Consider the following 20,404-nt stretch of genomic DNA (forward strand, 5'->3'; position numbering starts at 1 on the left):
TTACTCGAGAATCTTAGCAACCACACCTGCGCCGACCGTACGGCCGCCTTCGCGGATTGCGAAGCGCAGACCTTCTTCCATCGCGATCGGGTTGATCAGCTTCACCGTGATCGACACGTTGTCGCCCGGCATGACCATTTCCTTGTCCTTCGGCAACTCGATCGAGCCCGTCACGTCCGTCGTACGGAAGTAGAACTGCGGACGATAGTTGTTGAAGAACGGCGTGTGGCGGCCGCCTTCGTCCTTGCTCAGCACGTACACTTCTGCCGTGAAATGCGTGTGCGGGTTGATCGAACCCGGCTTCGCCAGAACCTGGCCACGCTCCACGTCTTCACGCTTCGTGCCGCGCAGCAGGATACCCACGTTGTCGCCGGCCTGACCCTGGTCGAGCAGCTTGCGGAACATTTCCACGCCCGTGCACGTCGTCTTCACCGTCGGCTTGATACCGACGATTTCGATTTCTTCGCCGACCTTCACCACGCCGCGCTCAACGCGACCCGTCACCACCGTGCCGCGACCCGAGATCGAGAACACGTCTTCCACCGGCATCAGGAACGCACCGTCAACTGCGCGCTCCGGCGTCGGGATGTACGTGTCCAGCGCGTCGGCCAGGTTCATGATCGCCACTTCGCCCAGCTCGCCCGTGTCGCCTTCCAGCGCCAGCTTGGCCGAACCCTTGATGATCGGCGTGTCGTCGCCCGGGAAGTCGTACTTCGACAGAAGTTCGCGAACTTCCATCTCCACGAGCTCCAGCAGCTCAGCGTCGTCCACCATGTCGCACTTGTTCAGGAACACGATGATGTACGGAACGCCAACCTGACGCGCCAGCAGGATGTGCTCACGCGTTTGCGGCATCGGGCCGTCTGCTGCCGAGCACACCAGGATCGCGCCGTCCATCTGCGCTGCGCCCGTGATCATGTTCTTCACATAGTCAGCGTGGCCCGGGCAGTCGACGTGTGCGTAGTGGCGGTTAGCCGTTTCGTACTCGACGTGTGCCGTGTTGATCGTGATACCACGTGCCTTTTCTTCCGGCGCCGCGTCGATCTGGTCGTATGCCTTCGCTTCGCCGCCAAACTTCTTGGTCAGCACCGTCGTGATCGCTGCCGTCAGCGTGGTCTTGCCGTGGTCAACGTGACCGATCGTGCCGACGTTCACGTGCGGCTTGGTCCGTTCGAATTTACCTTTAGCCATGTTTCTCTTCTTTCAAAAAGTTAATCGTTGAATGACTTGCCGCGCGATTACTTCGACTTGGCGTTGATGATCGCTTCCGACACGTTACGCGGTGCTTCGGAGTAATGCTTGAACTCCATCGTGTACGTTGCACGACCTTGGGTCAGCGAACGCAGCGACGTCGAGTAGCCGAACATTTCCGACAGCGGCACTTCGGCGCGAACGATCTTGCCGCCGCCAACCATGTCGTCCATGCCCTGAACGATACCGCGACGACCCGACAGATCGCCCATCACGTTGCCCATGTAATCTTCAGGCGTTTCGACTTCCACAGCCATCATCGGTTCGAGGATGACCGGTTGAGCCTTGCGCATTGCTTCCTTGAACGCCATCGAACCGGCCATGCGGAACGCATTTTCGTTCGAGTCAACGTCGTGGTACGAACCGAACGTCAGGTGAACCTTCACGTCAACGACCGGGAAGCCTGCCAGCACGCCAGCCTTCAGCGTTTCCTGGATGCCCTTGTCGACTGCCGGGATGTATTCACGCGGAATCACACCGCCCTTGATTTCGTCCAGGAATTCGTAGCCCTTGCCCTGCTCATTCGGCTCGAGCGTGATGACCGCGTGACCATACTGGCCGCGACCACCCGACTGCTTGACGAACTTGCCGTCGACGTCTTCCGCCTTGCCGCGAATCGTTTCACGATACGCCACTTGCGGCTTGCCGACGGTTGCTTCGACGCCGAATTCACGCTTCATCCGGTCAACCAGAATTTCCAGGTGGAGCTCGCCCATGCCCGAAATAATGGTTTGACCCGACTCTTCGTCCGTTTGAACGCGGAACGACGGATCTTCCTGAGCCAGACGGTTCAGCGCCAGACCCATTTTTTCCTGGTCCGGCTTCGTCTTCGGCTCAACAGCCTGCGAAATCACCGGCTCCGGGAAAATCATGCGCTCGAGCACGATCGGGTGCAGCGGATCGCACAGCGTGTCGCCCGTGGTCGCGTCTTTCAGGCCAACTGCAGCAGCGATGTCGCCTGCGTGCACTTCCTTGATTTCTTCGCGTTGGTTTGCGTGCATCAACAGAATACGACCGAGACGTTCCTTCTTGTCCTTGGTCGCGTTCAGCAGCGTGTCGCCCGATTTCGTCGTGCCCGAGTACACACGGAAGAAGATCAGCTGGCCGACAAACGGGTCGGTCATGATCTTGAATGCGAGGGACGAGAACTTCTCGTCGTCAGCTGCGCGACGCTCAGCCTTTTCACCGTTTTCGAGTTCGCCCGTAACCGGCGGAATATCGATCGGCGACGGCAGGAAGTCGAGCACGGCGTCCAGCATCCGTTGCACGCCCTTGTTCTTGAACGCGGTACCGCACAGCATCGGCTGGATTTCGCAAGCGATCGTACGGTCGCGCAGACCCTTGACGATTTCTGCTTCCGTCAATTCGCCTTCTTCGAGGTACTTGTTCATCAGGTCTTCGCTCGATTCAGCCGCGGCTTCGACCATCTTCTCGCGCCATTCATTGCACGTGTCGACGAGTTCTGCCGGGATTTCTTCGTACGAGAACTTGGTGCCCTGGGACGCTTCGTCCCAAATGATCGCCTTCATCTTCAGCAGATCGACCACACCCGTGAACGATTCTTCAGCGCCGATAGGCACCACGACCGGAACCGGGTTCGCCTTCAGACGCAGCTTGAGCTGGTCGTAGACCTTGAAGAAGTTCGCGCCGGTACGGTCCATCTTGTTGATGAACGCGAGACGGGGAACCTTGTACTTGTTAGCCTGGCGCCACACGGTTTCCGACTGGGGCTGCACGCCGCCCACTGCGCAATACACCATGCATGCGCCGTCGAGCACGCGCATCGAGCGCTCAACTTCAATCGTGAAGTCAACGTGGCCCGGGGTGTCGATGATGTTGATGCGGTGCTCAGCGCGGTCGCCGGCCATGCCTTTCCAGAATGCCGTGGTAGCAGCGGACGTGATCGTGATGCCGCGTTCCTGCTCCTGCTCCATCCAGTCCATGGTGGCAGCGCCGTCGTGAACTTCACCAATCTTGTGGTTCACGCCGGTGTAGAACAGGATGCGCTCGGTCGTCGTCGTTTTGCCGGCGTCGATGTGAGCGCTAATACCGATGTTACGGTAGCGCTCGATAGGTGTCTTGCGAGCCACTTTGATCCTCTATTGGGATGACGCGATGCGAGAAAATACCCATCGCGCTGTAACACAAACGGGCGAGGCGCTTTGTAAGCGCACCCGCCCGGAATTTCTTTCCGCTTTTTCTGCTAAACCCGGGTTCGGGAAGCTTAGAAACGGAAGTGCGAGAACGCCTTGTTGGCTTCTGCCATCCGGTGAACTTCGTCGCGCTTCTTCATCGCGCCGCCACGGCCTTCGGCCGCTTCGGAGAGTTCACCTGCCAGACGCAGGGCCATCGACTTCTCACTGCGCTTCTTCGCGGCTTCACGCAACCAACGCATCGCCAATGCCATACGACGCGACGGACGCACTTCGACCGGAACCTGATAGTTCGCACCACCAACGCGACGGCTCTTGACTTCGACCACCGGCTTGACGTTGTTGAGCGCTACCGTGAACACTTCCAGCGGGTCCTTGCCACCCTTGGTCTGGATCTGTTCGAAAGCACCGTACACGATACGCTCAGCAACCGACTTCTTGCCGGAGAGCATCAGCACGTTCATGAACTTTGCAACATCTACGTTACCGAATTTCGGATCCGGCAACACTTCCCGCTTGGGGACTTCGCGACGACGCGGCATGTTTCTTCCTTTACTTTTTCAGTTGGAGCTATTTTTAGCCCCGCGGCCACCAACTAACCCGATTCATCTCTAACGACTTACCAGCCTGGTCGGGTGACCACTTACTCGACAGCACCGGCGATTCCGGCACCACCGCTATTACCGCCTTTACAGGCGACCTGAAACTACACGGACCGGCTAATTACTTGCCGGCCTTAGCGCGCTTCGCACCGTACTTCGAGCGAGCTTGCTTACGATCCTTGACGCCCTGGGTATCCAGCGAGCCGCGAACCATGTGGTAACGCACACCCGGCAAGTCCTTAACACGGCCGCCGCGAATCAGCACGACCGAGTGTTCCTGCAGGTTGTGGCCTTCACCACCGATGTACGAAATAACTTCGAAGCCGTTCGTCAGACGAACCTTGGCAACCTTACGCAGTGCCGAGTTAGGCTTCTTAGGCGTCGTGGTGTACACACGGGTGCACACGCCGCGACGCTGGGGGCAGTCCTGCAAAGCCGGGCTCTTGCTCTTCGTCGTTTCCGACGCGCGGCCTTTGCGAACCAGTTGATTGATGGTTGGCATTGTTTATTCCTGAAATTGAACAAAATCGACGCATCTGTTTCCGGGCAAAGCAGAAACGATTGCGCATCGAACTTCCGGACCAAGGCGTCTGCGCACGAATTGACTCCGCAAGCAGGCATTCCAAGAACCGGAACCTAGCATAATAGTCCGGAAATGCTAAGCGAGTCAACAGGTTGCGATGGGGTGGCATTGTTTCGCACCCCTGCCGACCTCAACCCGTGTTCGCCGACGCTCAGTCGGCGGAGACGACTTCCAGCAACTCGTCGCCAAAACGGTCGAGTTTGCGGGCGCCCATGCCCGGAATACCGCGCAAATCCTCGAGGGAATCGGGTCCGTTGCGGGCAATTTCGGCCAGCGTGGCGTCGTGGAAAATGACGTAGGCGGGCACGCCGTCGCTTTTCGCCGTCTCCGTGCGCCAGGCACGCAGGCGTTCCCAGCGGGCGCGCTCGCGCGGCCCCATGCCGATGGTCGGGTCAGCGCGCTCGCTGGTGCGGCCGGACGACTGGCGGGTACGCGTGGGCTTCACGTAGCGGCGCATCGTCACGTTCTGCTCGCTCTTTAGCACCGCTTTCGCGGCCTCGGTCAGCACGAGCGAGCCGAAACCTTCGTGATCGACGGTGAGGTAGCCAAACGCGACGAGCTGGCGAAAGATGGCACGCCATTCCGGCTCGCCAAGAGCCGCGCCGATCCCAAAAGTGGTGAGCTTCTCGTGACCGCGTTGCAGGATCTTCTCGCTGCGGTTGCCACGCAGAATGTCGATCAGGTGCCCGGCGCCAAAGTGGAATCCACTCGCCCGCTGCGCGCGGAACACGCATGACAGCGCCATCTGCGCTTCGCGCGTAGCGTCCCATGTGTCGGGAGGTTCGAGACAGTTGTCGCAATTGCCGCACGGCTTGCTCAATTCGCCGAAATACGCGAGCAGCCGCACCCGGCGGCAGGTTGCCGCTTCGCACAGCCCAAGTAGCGCATCGAGCTTGCCGGTCTGCACGCGCTTATGCGCGTCGTCGGCATCGGACTCGTCGATCATCTTGCGCTGCTGCACGACGTCGCCCAGACCGTACGCCATCCACGCATTCGCCGGCATGCCGTCGCGGCCCGCGCGCCCGGTTTCCTGGTAGTAGCCTTCGACACTCTTCGGCAAATCGAGGTGAGCCACAAAGCGCACGTCCGGTTTGTCGATCCCCATGCCGAACGCGATCGTCGCGCACATCACGATGCCCTCCTCGCGCTGAAACATCTCCTGATGCTTCTGGCGGATTTCGAACTCCATGCCGGCGTGGTACGGCAACGCGCGCATCCCCTTCTCTTTCAGCCACTCGGCTGTTTCTTCGACCTTGCGGCGCGACAGGCAGTAGACAACGCCGGCGTCAGTCGTACCGTCTGGCTTCGAGTGTTCAGCGCGAATGAAGTCGAGCAGTTGCGTGCGCGCGTTGTCCTTTTCGACGATGCGATAACGAATGTTTGGCCGATCGAAGCTCGAGACAAAGATGCGCGCGTCATCGAGCGCGAGACGGTGGATGATTTCGTCGCGCGTGATCGCGTCGGCCGTCGCGGTGAGCGCGATGCGCGGCACGTTCGGAAAGCGCTCGTGCAGCACCGACAGCTGAATATATTCGGGACGGAAGTCGTGTCCCCATTGCGATACGCAGTGCGCTTCGTCAATGGCGAAGAGCCCGATGCGCGTGCGCTCGAGCAACTCCTGGAAACGAGGCGTCATCAATCGTTCCGGCGCCACATACAGCAGATCGATTTCGCCTTCGCGCAGCGCACGTTCGGTAGCCATCGCCTCCGCGCTCGACAGCGTCGAATTCAGATAAGCGGCGCGTACGCCGACCTCCTTGAGCGCGGCGACCTGATCCTGCATCAATGCGATCAGCGGGGACACCACGATCCCCGCTCCGCATCCAGCCTCGCGCCGCACGAGCGACGGAATCTGATAGCACAACGACTTGCCGCCCCCCGTCGGCATCAACACGAGGCAATCCCCGCCGCCGGCGACGTGCTCGACAATTTCGCCCTGCTGTCCTCTAAACGCGGGGTAACCGAAGACTTCGTTGAGGATTTCGAGCGGACGGGACATGAATTTGAGAGAAGCAGCGTAATGCCGGTGACACGAATTTTACCAACGCATTCGTGCTGCGCCCGCGCTTTGCAGAAACGTTAGCCGTTTGGCTGGCAAATCCACAAAACTGCACAAAATTAAGGCGCGCGCGGTCGGTGGGACAGGAGTAAATGCCAAAGCACTAACTCCTGTCGACAAAAAAAAGCCGCTCAGTCGAAACTGAGCGGCTTCGCTGGCTGGTGAGTCCCAGGCGGCTTGCGCCGCCGGGACTTACTCGCCTGAGTGCTGCTGTTCGGCGGCCGGGGTTTCCGGCGTACCGAATTCGAACGACTCTTCCGCTGCGATCTGATCGAAACGCTCGCGGTCGGACAGTTCCTTGCTCTTGCGTGCCTTGTGGAACGCGAGGCCTGTACCAGCCGGAATCAGACGACCCACGATCACGTTTTCCTTCAGCCCGCGCAAATCGTCGCGCTTGCCCATGATCGCCGCTTCGGTCAGCACGCGAGTCGTTTCCTGGAACGACGCCGCGGAGATGAACGAATCGGTCGACAGCGATGCCTTCGTAATACCGAGCAGCACGTTGTCGTAGGTTGCCGGGATCTTGCCTTCCGCAGCCATCCGGTCGTTTTCGTCGAGCATATCCGAGCGCTCGACCTGTTCGCCCATGATGAAGCGCGTGTCACCGTTATCGACGATCTGCACGCGGCGCAGCATCTGACGGACGATCACTTCAATGTGCTTGTCATTGATCTTCACGCCCTGCAGACGATACACGTCCTGCACTTCGTCAACGATGTAGCGCGCCAGCGCTTCGACGCCCTGCAGACGCAGAATGTCGTGCGGATCAGCCGGGCCGTCGACAATCATTTCGCCCTTGTTGACGACTTGACCATCGTGCACCAGAACCTGCTTTTCCTTCGCGATCAGGAACTCGTGCTGATTGCCTTCGAGGTCCGTAATAACGAGACGCTGCTTGCCCTTCGTGTCCTTACCGAACGACGTCGTGCCCGTGACTTCCGCCAGAATACCGGCGTCCTTCGGCGAGCGCGCTTCGAACAGTTCCGCCACACGCGGCAGACCACCGGTAATGTCGCGAGTCTTTTGCGATTCAACCGGGATCCGTGCGAGCACTTCACCAACCTGCACTTGCTGACCGTCCTTCACGGTGATCAGAGCGCCGACCTGGAAGCCGATCTGCACCGAGTGCTCGGTGTTCGGGATCTTGACTTCTTCGCCGTTCGCGTCGAGCAGTTTGACCTGCGGGCGCACCGTCTTCGACGCTTGCGAACCGCGACGCTTCACGTCGATCACGACCAGCGTGGAGAGACCCGTCACATCGTCGATCTGCTTGGCAACCGTCACGCCTTCTTCGACGTTTTCGAACTTCACCGTACCACCGTACTCGGTGATGATCGGACGCGTCATCGGATCCCACGTCGCCAGTTGCGTGCCGGCCTTGATCTGCGCGCCGTCCAGTTGCAACAGCGTCGCGCCGTACGGCACCTTGTGACGTTCACGCTCGCGGCCGTGGTCGTCGGTGATCATCGCTTCGCCCGAACGCGAGATGACGATCTGCTCGCCCTTCGCGTTGGTGACGTAACGCATCGTCGCCGTAAAACGCACCGTACCGTTCGACTTCGCTTCAACCGACGAAGCCACTGCTGCACGCGATGCCGCACCACCGATGTGGAACGTACGCATCGTGAGCTGCGTGCCCGGTTCACCGATCGACTGGGCAGCGATCACGCCAACTGCTTCGCCAACGTTGACCGACGAGCCACGACCCAGGTCGCGGCCATAGCAGGCTGCGCACAGACCGTAACGCGTTTCGCAAGTCAGCGGTGTACGCACGCGCACTTCGTCGATGCCGAGGCGTTCGATTTCTTCGACCGCGTCTTCGTCGAGCAAGGTGCCCGTTTCGTACAGCGTTTCCTGCGATTCCGGATTGACGACGTCAGCCACCGTCACGCGACCGAGGATACGGTCACGCAGCGCTTCGACGACTTCACCGCCTTCGACCAACGCCTTCATGGCGACGCCGTTGGACGTACCGCAATCGTCCTCGACCACCACCAGATCCTGCGTCACGTCGACGAGACGACGCGTCAGGTAACCCGAGTTTGCCGTCTTCAGTGCCGTATCAGCCAGACCCTTACGTGCACCGTGGGTCGAGATGAAGTACTGCAACACGTTCAGGCCTTCACGGAAGTTCGCCGTAATCGGCGTCTCGATGATCGAGCCGTCCGGCTTCGCCATCAGGCCACGCATACCGGCCAGCTGACGAATCTGAACCGCGGAACCACGAGCGCCCGAGTCCGCCATCATGTAGATGGAGTTGAACGATTCCTGACGCGTTTCGTTGCCGTCGCGGTCCGTCACCGGCTCCGTCGACAGCTGCTCCATCATCGCCTTGCCGACCGCTTCCGACGTTGCCGACCAGATGTCGACCACGTTGTTGTAACGTTCTTGCGACGTGACGAGACCCGACATGTACTGACGGTCGTATTCCTTCACCTTCTTCGCGGCGTCGCCGACGATGGTTTCCTTTTGCGGCGGCACGAGCATGTCGTCCACGCAAATCGAAATACCCGCGCGCGTTGCCAGACGGAAACCCGACTGCATCAACTGGTCGGCGAAAATCACCGTTTCGCGCAGACCGCACTTGCGGAACGCGGTGTTGATCAGACGCGAGATTTCCTTCTTCTTCAGCGGCTTGTTCAGCACCGAGAACGGCAGGCCCGGCGGCAGAATTTCCGACAGGATCGAACGGCCGACGGTCGTCGCGTACAGCGAGATCTTCGGCACGAACTTCGGCGCGCCTTCCGACGTGTCTTCGTTATGGACCATTTCAGTGATCCGCACGTTGACGCGCGAGGCCAGCTCGACTTCCTTGTTCTCGTAAGCACGCAGCGCTTCCGAGACGCCCGTGAACGTCAGGCCTTCACCCTTGGCGTTCACAGCTTCACGGGTCGCGTAGTACAGGCCGAGCACGATATCCTGCGACGGCACGATCGACGGATCGCCGTTGGCCGGGAACAGGATGTTGTTCGACGCCAGCATCAGCGTACGCGCTTCCATCTGCGCTTCGAGCGACAGCGGCACGTGCACAGCCATCTGGTCACCGTCGAAGTCGGCGTTGAACGCCGCGCAAACGAGCGGGTGCAGCTGGATAGCCTTACCTTCGATCAGCACCGGCTCGAAAGCCTGAATGCCAAGACGGTGAAGCGTAGGCGCGCGGTTCAGCATGACCGGATGCTCGCGGATCACCTCTTCGAGGATGTCCCACACCACGGCTGTCTGGTTCTCGACTTCCTTCTTCGCAGCCTTGATGGTGGTAGCAACACCCATCACTTCGAGCTTGTTGAAGATGAACGGCTTGAACAGTTCGAGCGCCATCAGCTTCGGCAGACCGCACTGATGCAGCTTGAGCGTCGGGCCGACCACGATCACCGAACGGCCCGAGTAGTCCACGCGCTTACCGAGCAAGTTCTGACGGAAACGACCGCCCTTACCCTTGATCATGTCAGCGAGCGACTTCAACGGACGCTTGTTCGCGCCGGTCATTGCCTTACCGCGACGACCGTTGTCGAGCAGCGAATCGACGGCTTCCTGCAGCATCCGCTTTTCGTTGCGGACGATGATTTCAGGCGCCTTCAGTTCGAGCAGACGCTTCAACCGGTTGTTACGGTTGATCACGCGGCGATACAGGTCGTTCAGGTCCGACGTCGCGAAACGGCCGCCATCCAGCGGCACCAGCGGACGCAGTTCCGGCGGCAGCACCGGCAGCACTTCGAGCACCATCCAGTCAGGCTTGATGCCCGAACGCTGGAAAGCCTCGAGCACCTTCAGGCGCTTCGCGTACTTCTTGATCTTCGCTTCCGAACCCGTGTTCTTGAGTTCGGTGCGCAGCATCTCGACCTGTTCGTCGATGTTGATCGCGCGCAGCAGTTCGCGAACGCCTTCCGCGCCCATCTCGGCACGGAATTCGTCACCGTACTCTTCGACCTTGTTGTAGTAATCCTCTTCCGTCATGATCTGCCGCGCTTTCAGCGGCGTCATGCCCGGATCGATCACCACGTATGCTTCGAAGTACAGCACGCGTTCGATGTCGCGCAGCGTCATGTCGAGCACCATGCCCAGACGCGACGGCAGCGACTTCAGGAACCAGATGTGAGCGACCGGCGAGGCCAACTCAATGTGGCCCATCCGTTCGCGACGCACCTTGGCGAGCGTCACTTCGACGCCGCACTTTTCACAGATCACGCCACGATGCTTCAGGCGCTTGTACTTGCCGCAAAGGCATTCGTAGTCTTTGATCGGTCCGAAAATCTTCGCGCAGAACAGACCATCGCGTTCCGGCTTGAACGTCCGGTAGTTGATGGTTTCCGGCTTCTTGACTTCACCGAACGACCACGAACGGATCTTGTCTGGTGAGGCCAGACCGATCTTGATTGCGTCAAAAACTTCAGGCTGTTGGACTTGCTTGAATAGATCGAGCAGAGCTTTCATTGCTTTCTCTCCGTAGTCCGATTAGTTGCGGTCGAGGTCGATGTCGATACCGAGCGAGCGGATTTCCTTCACCAACACGTTGAAGGATTCCGGCATGCCTGCATCGATCACGTGATCGCCCTTGACCAGGTTTTCATAAACCTTGGTCCGGCCCGCCACGTCGTCCGACTTCACCGTCAGCATTTCTTGCAGCACGTACGATGCGCCGTACGCTTCGAGCGCCCACACTTCCATTTCACCGAAACGCTGGCCACCGAACTGCGCCTTACCGCCCAACGGCTGCTGCGTCACGAGCGAGTACGGGCCCGTGGAACGCGCGTGCATCTTGTCGTCGACCAAGTGGTGCAGTTTCAGGTAGTGCATGTAACCGACAGTCACCGTACGTTCGAACATCTCACCCGTGCGGCCGTCATACAGACGCACCTGGTTCTTCGACGGCGTCATGCCGAGGTTCTTCGCAATGTCGTCCGGGAATGCCAGATCCAGCGCGCGCGACATTTCTTCTTCCGTCGCACCGTCGAACACCGGCGTTGCAAACGGAACGCCTTCGCGCAGGTTCTTCGCCAGTTCGACGATTTCGTCGTCCGTGAAGCTATCCAGCTCTTCGGCGCGGCCCGACTCGTTGTAGATCTTGGTCAGGAATTCGCGCAGTTCAGCGATCTTCGCCTGACGTTGCAGCATTTCTGCAATACGCCAGCCGAGACCCTTCGCGGCCCAACCCAGATGCACTTCGAGAACCTGGCCCACGTTCATCCGCGACGGCACGCCGAGCGGATTGAGCACGACGTCAGCCGGACGGCCATCGGCCATGTACGGCATGTCTTCGATCGGAACGATCTTCGACACCACACCCTTGTTACCGTGACGGCCGGCCATCTTGTCGCCAGGCTGCAGACGACGCTTCACAGCCAGATATACCTTGACCATCTTCAGCACGCCCGGCGGCAGTTCGTCGCCTTGCGTGAGTTTCTTGCGCTTTTCTTCGAACGCCAGATCGAACTGGTGACGCTTCTGTTCGATCGAGTCCTTGATCGCTTCGAGCTGTGCCGCTGCTTCTTCGTCCGCGAGGCGGATGTCGAACCAGTGGTAGTGGTCGAGATCTTCCAGGTAAGCCTGTTCGATCTTCGTACCCTTCGCGAGCTTCTTCGGACCACCGTTCGCAACCTTGCCGGTCAGCATACGTGCGAGACGCTGGAATGCATCGCCTTCCACGATACGCAGCTGGTCGTTCAGGTCCAGGCGATAACGCTTCAGTTCATCGTCGATGATCTGTTGCGCACGCTTGTCGCGCTGAATGCCTTCACGCGTGAACACTTGCACGTCGATGACCGTACCGCTCATGCCCGACGGCACGCGCAGCGACGTGTCCTTCACGTCCGAAGCCTTTTCACCGAAGATCGCGCGCAGCAGCTTTTCTTCCGGCGTCAGCTGGGTTTCGCCCTTCGGCGTGACCTTACCGACCAGCACGTCGCCTGCTTCGACTTCAGCGCCGATGTAGACGATGCCCGACTCGTCGAGACGGCCGAGTTGCACTTCAGCCAGGTTCGAGATGTCGCGCGTGATTTCTTCCGGTCCGAGCTTCGTATCGCGAGCAACGACGTTCAGTTCTTCGATGTGGATCGACGTGTAACGGTCGTCAGCAACCACCTTCTCCGAGATCAGGATCGAATCTTCGAAGTTGTAGCCGTTCCACGGCATGAACGCGACCAGCATGTTCTGGCCGAGAGCCAGTTCGCCGAGATCGGTCGATGCACCGTCAGCCAGCACGTCGCCACGCGACACGATATCGCCGACCTTCACGATCGGGCGCTGGTTGATGTTCGTGTTCTGGTTCGAACGCGTGTACTTGATCAGGTTGTAGATGTCCACGCCGACGTCGCCAGCAACAGCTTCATCGTCGTTCACGCGGATCACCATACGGCCTGCGTCGACGTAGTCGACCACACCACCGCGGAATGCCTGAACCGTCGTACCCGAGTCGACTGCCACCGTGCGTTCGATACCCGTACCGACCACAGCCTTTTCAGGACGCAGACACGGCACAGCCTGACGCTGCATGTTCGAACCCATCAATGCGCGGTTCGCGTCATCGTGCTCGAGGAACGGAATCAGCGATGCTGCCACCGACACGATCTGCGACGGCGCCACGTCCATGTACTGGATGCGGTCCGGCGTAACCATCAGCGTTTCGCCTGCTTCACGCGACGACACCAGTTCGTCGGTCAGCGAGCCGTCAGCAGCCACCGCCGCGTTCGCCTGAGCGATCACGTAACGGCCTTCTTCGATCGCCGACAGATAGTCGATCTGATCGGTCACCTTGCTGTCCACGACCTTGCGATACGGCGTTTCGAGGAAGCCGTATTCGTTCAGGTGCGCGTACAGTGCGAGCGAGTTGATCAGGCCGATGTTCGGACCTTCCGGCGTTTCAATCGGGCACACACGGCCATAGTGGGTCGGGTGCACGTCGCGGACTTCAAAGCCAGCGCGCTCACGCGTCAAACCGCCCGGGCCAAGTGCCGAAACACGGCGCTTGTGGGTGATTTCCGACAGCGGGTTCGTTTGGTCCATGAACTGCGACAGCTGCGACGAACCGAAGAACTCGCGAATCGCCGACGAAATCGGCTTCGAGTTGATCAGGTCGTGCGGCATCAGGTTTTCGCTTTCGGCCTGGCCGAGGCGTTCCTTCACAGCACGTTCGACACGCACGAGACCTGCGCGGAACTGGTTTTCCGCCAGTTCACCAACGCAACGCACACGACGATTGCCCAAGTGGTCGATGTCGTCCACTTCGCCCTTGCCGTTACGCAGCTCGACCAGAATCTTGATCGTGGCGAGAATGTCGTCGTCTTGCAGCGTCATCGGACCGACGATTTCGTCGCGACCGACACGGCGGTTGAACTTCATACGACCCACCTTGGACAGGTCGTATGCGTCTTCGCTATAGAACAGACGGTTGAACAGCGCCTCGACCGCTTCTTCGGTCGGCGGTTCGCCCGGACGCATCATGCGGTAGATCGCAATGCGTGCAGCCATCTTGTCCGCGGTTTCGTCGATGCGCAGCGTCGACGAGATGTACGGACCTTGATCCAGATCGTTCGTGTAGAGCGTCTGGATGTCTTTGATCTTCGATTCGCGAAGCTTTTCGAGGACGGTCTCGGTGATTTCGTCGTTCGCGTTAGCGATGACTTCACCGGTGTCGCCGTCAACAACGTTCTTCGCGAGCACGCGGCCGAGCAGATAGTCTTCCGGCACCGAAATGAACTTCGTCTTCGCGTTGTCGAGGTCGCGAATGTGCTTGGCGTTGATCCGCTTGTCCTTCTGGACGATCACGTTGCCATCACGGTCCGTGATGTCGAAACGCGCGACTTCACCGCGCAGACGCTCCGGCACGAATTCCATCTGCGCGCCTTCCGGCATCAGCGTGAAATTGTCGAACACGAAGAAGTTTGCGAGGATCTGTTCCGGCGTGAGGCCAATGGCCTTCAGCAGGATCGTGACCGGCATCTTGCGGCGACGGTCGACGCGGAAGTACAGCACGTCCTTCGGGTCGAACTCGAAATCGAGCCACGAACCGCGGTAAGGAATAATACGTGCCGAGAACAGGAGCTTGCCCGAGCTGTGCGTCTTGCCCTTGTCGTGTTCAAAGAACACGCCAGGCGAACGATGCAGCTGCGAAACGATCACACGTTCCGTGCCGTTGATGACGAACGAACCCGTCGGCGTCATGAGCGGAATTTCGCCCATGTACACTTCCTGTTCCTTCACTTCCTTGACGACCGGCTTGCTCGGCGATTCCTTGTCGAGCAGCACCAGACGCACTTTCGCGCGCAGTGCCGAGCAGTACGTCAAACCGCGCTGCTGACATTCCTTGATGTTGAATGCCGGCGGCGACAGCATGTAGCTGACAAACTCGAGACGCGCAAAACCGTTGTGCGAAACGATCGGAAAAACGGATGTAAACGCAGCTTGCAGGCCTTCCGGCTTGCGTTGCGTGGATGACGTGTCTGCTTGCAGAAACGTGCTGAATGATTCAAGCTGGGTAGCCAGCAGGAAAGGTACTTGGTGAACGATGGGGCGCTTCGCAAAACTCTTGCGAATACGCTTCTTCTCGGTGAAGGAATATTGCATACGATCTCCGAATCACGGCGGGCATTGTTGTCGAGGCAGGATACCTTGATGAGACAACCCGAGTGTTCACCGACTGAGACCCGATGGCCGTCCGATGGCTTGAACGAGCCTAGAAGCTTGGTGGTTGGCCGCTACCAACCGCTGGCTGACGGCAGCGGATGCCTATGTTGCCCGCTACCCGACCAAACTTGCCTTCTGCAGTCGCTTCAGAAGACAAAGAGAAACGCCGGTCAATGTTGCCGAAAGGCGGTTTTCTTTGGCTTCTGGGGTCCTTGTTCTTGCCGAAACAAGCTGGCAAAACCACGGCCCCCAACAAGCACAAAAAGGCCGGCGGTGGAAAACCGCCAGCCTTCGCACAACGCGCTGAAACTTACTTGATTTCAGCTTTCGCGCCGGCTTCTTCCAGCTTCTTCTTGGCTTCTTCAGCAGCAGCCTTCGGTACCGATTCCTTAACAGGCTTCGGTGCGCCGTCGACCAGGTCCTTCGCTTCCTTCAGGCCGAGACCCGTCAGTTCACGAACAGCCTTAATGACCGAAACCTTGTTCGCGCCGACTTCCGTCAGGTTGACCGTGAATTCGGTTTGCTCTTCAGCAGCAGCAGCAGCGCCGCCGCCTGCCGGGCCTGCCACTGCAACAGCAGCTGCCGACACGCCAAACTTTTCTTCGAACGCCTTGACCAGCTCGTTCAGTTCCAGAACCGACATCGAGCTTACTGCCTCGAGGATGTCATCTTTTGCGATTGCCATTTGAAATACTCCTAAATTGAATTCGGATACAGCCAGCGATCAATCACGCTCGACTGAAGTGCGTTACGCAGCGGTTTCTTCGCCTTGTTTCTTTTCTGCCAGCGCGGCCAGAGCGCGCGCAAAGCCGGAAACAGGTGCTTGCATAACGTACAACAGCTTGGAGAGCAGTTCTTCGCGGCTCGGGATGTTTGCCAGCGCTTGCACGCCAGCCTTGTCCATCACCTTGCCTTCGTAGGAACCAGCCTTGATGATCAACTTGTCATTGGTTTTGCCGAAGTCATTGACGACCTTAGCAGCAGCAATTGCATCTTCCGAGATGCCGTAGATCAGGGGACCAGTCATCTGCTCTGCCAGCGGAGCAAACGGGGTACCTTCGACAGCGCGACGCGCCAGCGTGTTCTTCAACACACGAAGGTAAACCTGTTGCTCACGCGCTTTCGCGCGCAGCTTGGTCAGATCGCCAACCGCGATTCCACGATACTCAGCCAGAACCACGGTCTGGGCTTTCGCGACTTGCGCGGCAACCTCAGCGACGACGGCCTGCTTGCTTTCTTTGTTAAGTGGCACGGTTAACCTCCAGATTCGATACACGCGGCGTGCGCCTTGTGTACCGCGTTCAATAACGGCGTCCGACCAGTCAGGAGTATTTCGACCGCCTGAGACCCACATTGCTGCGAATCTCAACCAGCTTCATCACTACAAAACCTTTTCGGGTTCGCCATCTGCGTTGGCTTTACATTAAGGGTTAGCCTGCCTGCTGCTTTCCCGCCAACGGTCTTTGACAACCGGCCGTTCGATGCAGACTGCCATCTTGCGACCGCCCAAAGCCCATAAAACCGCCTCGACTCACATCGAGGCGATGAAATTTATTACTGTGCTGCGATCGATGCCTGGTCGACGCGAACGCCAACACCCATCGTGCTCGACAGCGCGACCTTACGCAGGTACACGCCCTTGCTCGTTGCCGGCTTCGCTTTTTGCAGCGCGTCGACCAGAGCGTTCAGGTTGCTACGCAGAGCGGTCGGCTCGAACGAAGCACGGCCGATCGTGGCGTGGATGATACCGGCCTTGTCGACACGGAATTGCACCTGACCAGCCTTGGCGTTCTTGACCGCAGTCGCAACGTCCGGCGTAACCGTGCCAACCTTCGGGTTCGGCATCAGGCCACGCGGGCCGAGGATCTGACCGAGCGTACCGACAACACGCATCGTGTCCGGCGAAGCGATCACGATGTCGAAGTCCAGCTTGCCGGCCTTGACTTGTTCAGCCAGGTCTTCCATACCGACGACTTCTGCGCCGGCGGCACGAGCTTGCTCAGCCTTTTCGCCTTGCGCGAACACTGCCACACGAACCGACTTGCCGGTACCTGCCGGCAGGACGACCGAACCGCGAACCACTTGGTCCGACTTCTTCGCGTCGATGCCGAGTTGCACTGCAACGTCGATCGACTCGTCGAACTTCGCGCTTGCGCATTCCTTCACGAGCGACAGAGCTTCGTCGATCGCGTACAGCTTTTGACGATCAACCTTGGCTGCAAATGCTTGCAGACGCTTTGAAAGCTTAGCCATTTACACGCCCTCCACGGTGATGCCCATCGAGCGGGCGCTACCAGCGATCGTACGAACCGCTGCGTCCAGATCAGCTGCCGTCAGATCGGGCATCTTGGTCTTGGCGATGTCTTCAGCTTGAGCGCGGGTGATCGTGCCGACCTTGTCGGTATGCGGCTTGGCCGAACCCTTGTCGATCTTTGCTGCCTTCTTGATCAGAACCGTAGCCGGCGGCGTCTTCAGAACGAACGTGAAGCTCTTGTCCGCGAACGCCGTGATCACGACCGGAGTCGGCAGACCCGGTTCCAGTGCTTGAGTCTGCGCGTTGAACGCCTTGCAGAACTCCATGATGTTCAGGCCGCGTTGGCCCAGTGCCGGACCGACCGGCGGCGACGGGTTGGCTTTACCTGCAGGAATCTGCAGCTTGATAAAGCCGATGATTTTCTTTGCCATTTTGAGAACCTCTTAGGAACACCACCGTGCTACAAGTGGACGTTCAGTGAGTAGTAGCGCGCGTTCGCCGAAAAACAGACTACTTACGCTCCTCAACAGTCATTACGCGGACCGTAAGCGCGAAATACGGGACGCACCGAGTGGTGCGTCCCGTAGAATTCTTGATTACAACTTTTCGACCTGACCGAATTCCAACTCGACCGGAGTTGCGCGGCCAAAAATTGTAACGGAAACACGGACACGCGACTTTTCGTAGTTCACTTCTTCGACGCTTCCGTTGAAATCCGTGAACGGACCGTCCTTCACCCGCACCATCTCGCCAACTTCAAACAGGGTCTTCGGACGTGGCTTTTCCACGCCTTCCTGCATTTGCGACATGATCTTCTCGACTTCCCGCGGGGAAATCGGGCTCGGACGATTACGCGCACCGCCTACGAAACCCGTCACCTTTGCCGTGTTCTTCACGAGGTGCCACGTTTCGTCTGTCATTTCCATTTCCACAAGGACATAGCCCGGGAAGAAACGACGCTCGGTCACTGATTTATGACCGCCTTTTACCTCGACCACTTCTTCAGTCGGAACGAGGATCTGACCAAATTGGTCTTGCATGCCAGCACGTTCGATGCGCTCCTGAAGCGCACGTTGCACGCTCTTCTCCATGCCGGAGTAGGCGTGCACCACATACCAACGTTTGCCGCTCGGGGATGCCGGAGTATCGCTCATATCATTTCCAACCCAGAATCACCGAGAAAATCGCCCATTCGATGGATTTATCGCTAATCCAAAGAAAGATCGCCATTACGAACACAAAGCCGAACACTACGAGCGTTGTCTGGGTCGCCTCTTTACGAGTCGGCCAAACAACCTTACGAACTTCCTTGTACGAGTCTTTGGCGAAAGCGATGAAACCCTTGCCAGGCGCGGAGAGAAGACCGACTGCAACACCAGCGATAGCGCCAACAGCCAAGGCGGCTCCGCGGACGTACCATTCCTGGCCACTGAGCCAGAAGAACCCCACGAACCCGGCCAAGACCAACAATACGCCCGCGACGAGCATCAGCTTGTCGCCGGATGTATTTACAGTTTCGACGGAAGGATTCGCCATAACACCTTAACGAAGCGCCATATACGACGCGAGAGTTGGCAGGGGCAGAGGGAATCGAACCCCCAACCTTCGGTTTTGGAGACCGACGCTCTGCCAGTTGAGCTATACCCCTAAACCATTTTGGGGTTGACGACACCGCCAACCCCGAAACTACCGATCAACGAGAACTGTCTGGCGTTACTCGAGAATCTTAGCAACCACACCTGCGCCGACCGTACGGCCGCCTTCGCGGATTGCGAAGCGCAGACCTTCTTCCATCGCGATCGGGTTGATCAGCTTCACCGTGATCGACACGTTGTCGCCCGGCATGACCATTTCCTTGTCCTTCGGCAACTCGATCGAGCCCGTCACGTCCGTCGTACGGAAGTAGAACTGCGGACGATAGTTGTTGAAGAACGGCGTGTGGCGGCCGCCTTCGTCCTTGCTCAGCACGTACACTTCTGCCGTGAAATGCGTGTGCGGGTTGATCGAACCCGGCTTCGCCAGAACCTGGCCACGCTCCACGTCTTCACGCTTCGTGCCGCGCAGCAGGATACCCACGTTGTCGCCGGCCTGACCCTGGTCGAGCAGCTTGCGGAACATTTCCACGCCCGTGCACGTCGTCTTCACCGTCGGCTTGATACCGACGATTTCGATTTCTTCGCCGACCTTCACCACGCCGCGCTCAACGCGACCCGTCACCACCGTGCCGCGACCCGAGATCGAGAACACGTCTTCCACCGGCATCAGGAACGCACCGTCAACTGCGCGCTCCGGCGTCGGGATGTACGTGTCCAGCGCGTCGGCCAGGTTCATGATCGCCACTTCGCCCAGCTCGCCCGTGTCGCCTTCCAGCGCCAGCTTGGCCGAACCCTTGATGATCGGCGTGTCGTCGCCCGGGAAGTCGTACTTCGACAGAAGTTCGCGAACTTCCATCTCCACGAGCTCCAGCAGCTCAGCGTCGTCCACCATGTCGCACTTGTTCAGGAACACGATGATGTACGGAACGCCAACCTGACGCGCCAGCAGGATGTGCTCACGCGTTTGCGGCATCGGGCCGTCTGCTGCCGAGCACACCAGGATCGCGCCGTCCATCTGCGCTGCGCCCGTGATCATGTTCTTCACATAGTCAGCGTGGCCCGGGCAGTCGACGTGTGCGTAGTGGCGGTTAGCCGTTTCGTACTCGACGTGTGCCGTGTTGATCGTGATACCACGTGCCTTTTCTTCCGGCGCCGCGTCGATCTGGTCGTATGCCTTCGCTTCGCCGCCAAACTTCTTGGTCAGCACCGTCGTGATCGCTGCCGTCAGCGTGGTCTTGCCGTGGTCAACGTGACCGATCGTGCCGACGTTCACGTGCGGCTTGGTCCG

General features: G+C 59.0%; 15 protein-coding genes and 1 tRNA gene. 1 reads left to right on the forward strand and 15 read right to left on the reverse strand.

Annotation, left to right across the window (positions count from 1 at the left end):
• The 7 genes from tuf (BCY88_RS33750) to rpoB form a co-directional block, all read right to left on the reverse strand.
• Positions 1-1,191, reverse strand: coding sequence for an elongation factor Tu (tuf, locus tag BCY88_RS33750; RefSeq protein ID WP_063497539.1), 1,191 nt, complete (start codon positions 1,189-1,191; stop codon positions 1-3).
• Between the two features lie 47 nt (positions 1,192-1,238).
• A complete protein-coding gene (gene fusA / locus BCY88_RS33755) occupies positions 1,239-3,341 on the reverse strand; it encodes an elongation factor G (protein ID WP_054043378.1) in 2,103 nt (700 codons plus the stop codon).
• 134 nt (positions 3,342-3,475) lie between these two features.
• On the reverse strand, positions 3,476-3,946 hold the full coding sequence (gene rpsG, locus BCY88_RS33760) for a 30S ribosomal protein S7 (protein WP_006053291.1): 471 nt from the start codon (positions 3,944-3,946) through the stop codon (positions 3,476-3,478).
• 181 nt (positions 3,947-4,127) lie between these two features.
• Entirely contained in the window at positions 4,128-4,508 is a 381-nt protein-coding gene (gene rpsL / locus BCY88_RS33765; RefSeq protein ID WP_006998493.1) for a 30S ribosomal protein S12, read from the reverse strand.
• Positions 4,509-4,740: 232 nt separating this feature from the next.
• Entirely contained in the window at positions 4,741-6,588 is a 1,848-nt protein-coding gene (recQ, locus tag BCY88_RS33770; RefSeq protein WP_120348449.1) for a DNA helicase RecQ, read from the reverse strand.
• 252 nt (positions 6,589-6,840) lie between these two features.
• Positions 6,841-11,079 (reverse strand): DNA-directed RNA polymerase subunit beta', encoded by a 4,239-nt coding sequence (rpoC, locus tag BCY88_RS33775; protein WP_120348450.1) that lies wholly within the window; start codon positions 11,077-11,079, stop codon positions 6,841-6,843.
• Positions 11,080-11,100: 21 nt separating this feature from the next.
• Complete coding sequence (rpoB, locus tag BCY88_RS33780) at positions 11,101-15,207, reverse strand: DNA-directed RNA polymerase subunit beta (RefSeq protein WP_054043374.1); 4,107 nt, start codon at positions 15,205-15,207, stop codon at positions 11,101-11,103.
• Positions 15,208-15,331: 124 nt separating this feature from the next.
• Between rpoB and BCY88_RS39690 the strand changes: the two genes are divergently transcribed.
• Positions 15,332-15,574, forward strand: coding sequence for a hypothetical protein (locus BCY88_RS39690; RefSeq protein ID WP_147408593.1), 243 nt, complete (start codon positions 15,332-15,334; stop codon positions 15,572-15,574).
• Positions 15,575-15,577: 3 nt separating this feature from the next.
• On the opposite strand, the gene rplL is transcribed toward BCY88_RS39690, so the two are convergent.
• The 8 genes from rplL to tuf (BCY88_RS33820) form a co-directional block, all read right to left on the reverse strand.
• Positions 15,578-15,952, reverse strand: coding sequence for a 50S ribosomal protein L7/L12 (gene rplL / locus BCY88_RS33785; RefSeq protein WP_054043372.1), 375 nt, complete (start codon positions 15,950-15,952; stop codon positions 15,578-15,580).
• Between the two features lie 63 nt (positions 15,953-16,015).
• A complete protein-coding gene (gene rplJ / locus BCY88_RS33790) occupies positions 16,016-16,519 on the reverse strand; it encodes a 50S ribosomal protein L10 (RefSeq protein ID WP_007180144.1) in 504 nt (167 codons plus the stop codon).
• Between the two features lie 302 nt (positions 16,520-16,821).
• On the reverse strand, positions 16,822-17,520 hold the full coding sequence (gene rplA, locus BCY88_RS33795) for a 50S ribosomal protein L1 (RefSeq protein WP_007180145.1): 699 nt from the start codon (positions 17,518-17,520) through the stop codon (positions 16,822-16,824).
• Positions 17,521-17,952: a 50S ribosomal protein L11 gene (rplK, locus tag BCY88_RS33800; RefSeq protein ID WP_120348451.1), complete on the reverse strand. Its 432-nt coding sequence runs from the start codon at positions 17,950-17,952 to the stop codon at positions 17,521-17,523.
• A 165-nt stretch (positions 17,953-18,117) separates the two neighbouring features.
• A complete protein-coding gene (nusG, locus tag BCY88_RS33805) occupies positions 18,118-18,675 on the reverse strand; it encodes a transcription termination/antitermination protein NusG (RefSeq protein ID WP_007180147.1) in 558 nt (185 codons plus the stop codon).
• A gap of 1 nt (position 18,676) precedes the next feature.
• Positions 18,677-19,057: a preprotein translocase subunit SecE gene (secE, locus tag BCY88_RS33810; RefSeq protein WP_046567533.1), complete on the reverse strand. Its 381-nt coding sequence runs from the start codon at positions 19,055-19,057 to the stop codon at positions 18,677-18,679.
• Between the two features lie 36 nt (positions 19,058-19,093).
• Positions 19,094-19,169: transfer RNA gene (locus BCY88_RS33815), tRNA-Trp, on the reverse strand.
• A gap of 65 nt (positions 19,170-19,234) precedes the next feature.
• Positions 19,235-20,404: elongation factor Tu (tuf, locus tag BCY88_RS33820; RefSeq protein ID WP_007750620.1), on the reverse strand; the 1,170-nt coding region annotated here is incomplete at its 5' end.

The organism is Paraburkholderia fungorum (assembly GCF_003610895.1).
Taxonomy (GTDB): domain Bacteria; phylum Pseudomonadota; class Gammaproteobacteria; order Burkholderiales; family Burkholderiaceae; genus Paraburkholderia; species Paraburkholderia fungorum_B.

Coding starts and splice junctions, on each gene's coding strand:
- rpsL (WP_006998493.1), bottom strand. CDS start 4,508: ATGCCAACCATCAATCAACTGGTTCGCAAAGGCCGCGCGTCGGAAACG.
- recQ (WP_120348449.1), bottom strand. CDS start 6,588: ATGTCCCGTCCGCTCGAAATCCTCAACGAAGTCTTCGGTTACCCCGCG.
- rplA (WP_007180145.1), bottom strand. CDS start 17,520: ATGGCTAAGCTTTCAAAGCGTCTGCAAGCATTTGCAGCCAAGGTTGAT.
- rplL (WP_054043372.1), bottom strand. CDS start 15,952: ATGGCAATCGCAAAAGATGACATCCTCGAGGCAGTAAGCTCGATGTCG.
- secE (WP_046567533.1), bottom strand. CDS start 19,057: ATGGCGAATCCTTCCGTCGAAACTGTAAATACATCCGGCGACAAGCTG.
- nusG (WP_007180147.1), bottom strand. CDS start 18,675: ATGAGCGATACTCCGGCATCCCCGAGCGGCAAACGTTGGTATGTGGTG.
- rpoC (WP_120348450.1), bottom strand. CDS start 11,079: ATGAAAGCTCTGCTCGATCTATTCAAGCAAGTCCAACAGCCTGAAGTT.
- rpoB (WP_054043374.1), bottom strand. CDS start 15,207: ATGCAATATTCCTTCACCGAGAAGAAGCGTATTCGCAAGAGTTTTGCG.
- rpsG (WP_006053291.1), bottom strand. CDS start 3,946: ATGCCGCGTCGTCGCGAAGTCCCCAAGCGGGAAGTGTTGCCGGATCCG.
- rplK (WP_120348451.1), bottom strand. CDS start 17,952: ATGGCAAAGAAAATCATCGGCTTTATCAAGCTGCAGATTCCTGCAGGT.
- tuf (WP_063497539.1), bottom strand. CDS start 1,191: ATGGCTAAAGGTAAATTCGAACGGACCAAGCCGCACGTGAACGTCGGC.